This is a genomic window from Prosthecobacter sp. (assembly GCF_014879935.1).
Lineage (GTDB): Bacteria > Verrucomicrobiota > Verrucomicrobiia > Verrucomicrobiales > Verrucomicrobiaceae > Prosthecobacter.
This window is the reverse complement of the sequence record NZ_JACSRD010000117.1, coordinates 1-5,254: the sequence shown is the minus strand read 5'-3', so window position 1 is coordinate 5,254 and position 5,254 is coordinate 1. Positions and strand designations below refer to the sequence as shown.

Annotated in this window: 6 protein-coding genes; all 6 read right to left on the bottom strand. The window is 60.0% G+C overall.

Going from position 1 to position 5,254, the window contains the following annotated elements; all coding sequences use genetic code 11:
* Nucleotides 1–140: 140 nt before the first annotated feature.
* Nucleotides 141–758 (bottom strand): glycerophosphodiester phosphodiesterase, encoded by a 618-nt coding sequence (locus tag IAE77_RS08755; RefSeq protein ID WP_294224840.1) that lies wholly within the window; start codon nt 756–758, stop codon nt 141–143.
* Between the two features lie 152 nt (nt 759–910).
* Nucleotides 911–2,158: a FecR family protein gene (locus IAE77_RS08750; protein ID WP_294224837.1), complete on the bottom strand. Its 1,248-nt coding sequence runs from the start codon at nt 2,156–2,158 to the stop codon at nt 911–913.
* Nucleotides 2,159–2,387: 229 nt separating this feature from the next.
* Complete coding sequence (locus tag IAE77_RS08745; RefSeq protein ID WP_294224833.1) at nt 2,388–2,993, bottom strand: hypothetical protein; 606 nt, start codon at nt 2,991–2,993, stop codon at nt 2,388–2,390.
* 42 nt (nt 2,994–3,035) lie between these two features.
* Entirely contained in the window at nt 3,036–3,470 is a 435-nt protein-coding gene (locus IAE77_RS08740; RefSeq protein ID WP_294224831.1) for a hypothetical protein, read from the bottom strand.
* Between the two features lie 135 nt (nt 3,471–3,605).
* A complete protein-coding gene (locus IAE77_RS08735) occupies nt 3,606–4,472 on the bottom strand; it encodes a sugar phosphate isomerase/epimerase family protein (protein ID WP_294224828.1) in 867 nt (288 codons plus the stop codon).
* Nucleotides 4,473–4,628: 156 nt separating this feature from the next.
* Nucleotides 4,629–5,254 (bottom strand): hypothetical protein (locus tag IAE77_RS08730; protein ID WP_294224825.1); only part of this gene is annotated, 626 nt, incomplete at its 5' end.

Genomic DNA, 5,254 nt, shown 5'->3' with positions numbered 1-5,254 from the left:
GGGGCGGGCGGCCACCGCCTTGCGGCGGCGGCTACGGGTCGTGGCTGCGCCCGCAAGGCGTGGCATGCGGAGGCGATGTGGGAGATCGCCTGCCCGGTGAGCTGGCATGGGGGCGGGCGGCCACCGCCTTGCGGCGGCGGCTACGGGTCGTGGCTGCGCCCGCAAGGGCGTGGCATGCGCGGTGGCTCCCGCAGATTCACGAATGCGCCGTCCACGCCCAGCCGCTGCACGCTCCGCCTGGAACGCAGCTCCCACACACAGCTTGCGACAACCTCATAGCCCCGCTGCTGCAGCGCCCGCACCAGCCAGCGTGTGAGCACCACCTGGTTGACCATGCAGCACTGCCACGGCTGCTGCCGCCACAGCGATGCGAGGGCAGGGAACAGCCCGAAGCGCGCCAGCCGCGCCTCGGGCAGCAGCTTCCGCAGCCGCTGCAAAACGCCGGTCCTGTGAGAGGCGAAGACCACTTTCTCCAAGGGAATGTGGGATGCCATCGCCTCGGTCAAGCATGCGATGTCTCCCTCGGCATAGTCCCCTTTCAGATGAGCGATGAGGCTCATGTTTGCTTCCAGCGCTTTCAGGCAATCGCTCAGATGAGACTTCGCGCCCCACCCATGCGCGCATTGGAGACCGCCGCGTGCGTCCCCCACGACATCCAGTTCCACAAAGTCCGCCTGATGCCGCACCGCCAGACGCACTCCGTCGGGGGAGTTCTGCATTCCCTTTTCCATTCCTCCCCGGTGCGCGATGGCCTTCATGATTCGGTTTGATATGGGGTGCCGTTCATGGCTGACCGCAGTGTCGAACAAATCGCCCGAGCAGGTTCCATTCAAACAAAAACGCCCTCTCCCGTGAAGGAAAAATGCCAGGCATCTTCGGCCTAGGCATCTTCGGCCTAGGCATCTTCGGCCTATCGGGACAGCCTGAAGAATTGTGCCGCGGGCATGGGATCCGAGGAAATGTCGAGGTCAATTGGCAGGTCTGATGGCTGCAAGGTCATCCAATTCTCCCAATGGTCCAACCCCGTTGATCTCTGCACGGTAAAGGGCTGGTCTGTGTAGCCGGAAAGATTGAGGAGACGCTCTGTTCCCATGATGAGCCGACCCTTGATGGTCTGGAGAGATGGCGCTGGAGCAACGACATGGAGACTCTCTCCTGCCGGGACTTCCTTGCTCTCACCAGTCCACCAGTTGTCAAACACCACCAAACCACTTGTCACCGTCACCGTCACTTCGATCAGGGAACCAACTTCGATAATCTCGGTATAGAAAGCTGTGCCTCGAATCCCCAAAAATCCATAGGGGGTTTTTATGCTGACATCATCGTGATTGGTCTGGCCTATCAACCCACTGGTGAATAGAAAGAGACCGCGAAGCAGGCTGACCTTCTGACTATTCTCGCCAGATTCCGGATCATAAACGTAATCATCGATCTCCAGCCTGGCATTCTCTCCGACTAAAATGCTCGACTCGTCGCTGAAGAGGAGGTTGACAGATTCGCCATCCTCAGTCTCGACGATGTCTCCCGGATGGATTGGATCCCCTGACATCAGAACGGAAGTCACCCCGTGACGTGTGATCGCAGGTGAGCCGGAAACAGCTCCTGCGCCGCCAATGGCTTCGCTGCCTGGAAGCTCAACTTGAAATCGTTCGACCACGAATCCGCTCGTCATCGACGGCTGAGAATGATGAAATGTGAAGCTTGAGAATGGCTGGGAGGATTGATGTTGAATAACACCCTGGCCATCCAGATCGGTTGCCGTAATCACGCTGCCATTGAAGCTGGTTCCGCCCTGCGGAACGAAGTCAATGGAAGCAGAACCATTGCTTGTGGAAAACCCATCTATCGATTCTGCCTGATAGTGTTCACTTGCCGACAATGCATCGAATTCGATTTCGACAGAGATGACGGGCTCAGAGAATGTGAAGGTGTACGTGCCGCTTGTGTTCGACCCTCCAAGATGAAGCCCTGTGTAAAGTCCTGACGTGATAAACTCAATGCTGCCACCAGACTGGGAAGTGGTGATCGAGAATCTTGAATCCGAAACGGGGTTGGCAGAGGCCAGTTTGCTTGCAGAGAAGAGGCGCGTTTGAGCAGCCACGGATGTGGTGATGCAAGCAAGCACAATCAGAGTTACGGCGATTGGACTCGTTTTCATTTCGCAGAATGACCAAGTTCGTTCAGGGCTCTCAGTCAAGGTGCCAATGATTTATGAAGTCCTGAGCCGGAGTCTTGGTGCTGCTGAGGGGAGATGGTGCGCGGTTGGTCGCGGCAAGCGTGACAAGATGGCCGTTCCGCCCGTTGCGTTCTGCAAGGAGTGGCCCGGGCGTGCTGGTGAGCTTCGGGAAAGTGTGCTCGCAGCTTGTGTTCAAGGATGGATTCCTGGGTCACGGGGAAGGGAGGGCGGGGGGCATGGCATCAGACTCGATGCGGTAAGATTGAAGAAGGGCTTCGAAGGCGGGGCGATGACGCGCCCAGTCGGCGGGTGGTCCCACTTGCATCGAAATCGCTGTGACGTGCCCCTTTTCGGGAATAAAGGCGGCGAGTTCGGGCACGTCTCCATCGACATACTCGCGGACCTCCACCCTGCGCCCGTCGAGCAACATCATGGCACCTGCGGACTGGTGATATGCCGAGCCAAAATTGGAATGGATGTCATTGAGGTGCGCGTCGTGGGAACCATCTTCCGACAAGCGGCTGCGATGGCCGGTTTCGAGAGCGATGTTGAGGAGGGGTAGATTTCCCGGGCTTCCGAGAAGAGCGAGCGTATAGCTCGGTGAATTGAAATACGGCTGGCTTTGGATCTGCCAGCCCGCCGGCACCTGGACGCGAATGGTGGTGGCCGGTCCCTGGAGGTGCAGGTTTTGCCGGTCAGCCGGAAGGGGCCGGTTGTCGTAGTCCAATTCGGACGTGTGGTGGCCGGACTGAGGGCGAGAGCCGCAGCCGACCATGATCATGACCGTCATCCATGAGACAATGTGCAGGGGATTCATAAGTGGCATCGGAATACAGATGTGGTGTGATCGAGATGCCGATCATGCGGCCCAGCCAATCAGAATGGCCATGAAAAGCAATGCGAGAGCGATTCCTGAAGCCGGTAAAGTGAGCGAGAGCAGCCTGCTTGCGCGTCTGTGTTTCTGCAGAAGAGAGCGGCTCATCCAAATGGAAGCAGCCATGCACCAGACGGCGAGGAACAAGGGCATCAAAGACCCGATCACATAGTGTGTTTCCCCAAACTCATCGGGGAGGTCTCCATGCCAAATCCAGGCAATCAAACCGCCTGTGAGATAGACCAAGGTGATGAAGAGGCTGAAGTGCCGGCTGACGAGGCGGCAACGAGGGATTGCCAGCAAAATCGCCGACACGAATGCCATGAAGCCAAAGATCAGCACAACCAAAGGCGTGCCTATTGAAAGCCAGAAGCCCACGCCAAAATCCGATGCCAGGATGGGCTGGTGGGTGAGAGTCATGTCGGTCATGTGGACTCGTAGCATGGATTTTCGGTTCGCGATTGTGCCTTGTTGTAAGCCGTCCTTTCCGGGGAACGAAAAACGCCTTCTCCCGCGAAGGAGAAGGCGTCAGGTAATTGAGATGAGGGTCAAACCTTACAGGCCGACGATGGGATGCAGGTTCGATTTGCACCATTCGCCGTTCTGCTTGGTCACGCCATCGGGGTCATCGACGGCGCAGTGGGCCTCATCTTCGCAGATGATCCAGCCGGAGTAGTTCCGGGCCACGAGGAACTCGGTGATCTTGTGGAAGTCGAGCTTGCCGGTGCCCATCTGTGCCCAGGGCTCGGCGCCGTTGCCGGAGAAGTCCTTGTAATGGATGTGATTGATGAGGTGCTGCCACTTGCTGAGCGTGGCGATGACATCCATGCCGCCGCGGATGATGTGGCCCACGTCGGGCGTCCAGCCGGTGACCTTCGGGTCGAGGCTGCTGAGGACGACGTCGTAGTCTTCCTGCGTGCGGACGAGCGAGGCGGGCGGGGAGTTCGGGTGGTAGGAGCAGACGAGGCCGGCGTCATGCGCACGCTGGGAGACGGCGTTCACGTTCTTGGCGACGTTCAGACGGCGCTTTTGCAGGTCCTTCGTGCGGCCGGAGGGGAGGGTGACGGTGCCGAGCATGGCGCCGGGGAAGTGCTTGAGGTAGTTGATGGTAAAGTCGGCGGCTTCCTTCTCGTTCGGAGCCTCGGTGTCGCCATCCCAAGCGCAGACGAGGGCGAGTCCGCAGAGCTTCATGTTGTATTTTTGAAGCGTGTCCTTCATGAGGATCGGGTCGATCTGCGGCCCGAGCCAGTATTTGGAGCAGCCGAGGGCGCTGGCGGAGATTTCGAGCACCATCGGCTCGATGCCGGTGAAGCCTGCCTCGGAGGCGACCTTGATCATGTGGTCGAGTTTGTTGTCGTAGCCCTTGCCGGTGCCCTGCATGAACCAGGTATAGACTTCGGAGCCGAATTGGATGTTGCCCATGGTGTGATTGTTGGTTGTGGGTTTAGGAGAATTGCCCGCGCTGAGGCGATTGCGGGCGCATTTGAGACGAACGGGCGCGAACTGTCCAGTTTTGACTTTTTTGTTCTCGGTTCTCGGTTCTCGGTACTCGGTACTCGGTTCGCTGCTGGGCGGGCCTCACGGAGCTTCGGGAGGCGGGGGCAGGGCGTCGGGGAGGTCGTCCATGGTGTCGCGCTGGCGGAGATCGCGCATGAGCTCGGTGATGATGAAGATGCTCTCCCGGCTGCCGGTCTTGGTGAGGGAAAGCGGGATGCGGACGATGCCGCGGGTCGGGCCGCCGCGGCGGAGGATATCGACTTCGGCCTCCAGGGTGATGCTGCGCTGCTTTTGGTCGTCGAGGTAGATGTGGGGGCCGAGCAGCAGGCTGGCCCGGGTGCGCCCGGCGGTCTGCGTGGGGCCGAACTCGGCGCGGCCGGCGAAGCCGCGGGGTTCCATGGGCGCGTTGAAGTTGTCGGTGCCGGTGAGGCGGAGGCGCTTGATCTCGAACCAGCGCTGGTCGCCCGGCTGGCCGAAGGCGTGGAGACGCAGTTGGTAGGGGCCGACTTCGGACACCCAGGCTCCCCCGATGACCATGGCGCTGAGCGCCGCCCCGGATTCCCGCTGCTGCGGGATGAATTCGGCCCGGAAGGCCGTGCCGCCGATCATCGGAGCCGTGCCGCTGGCGAGGTATTCATGCCGGGAGGTGAACACGTGCATGCAGGAGGGGAGGAGGAGGCAGAGGAGGGCGAGGAGGAGGCGCATGG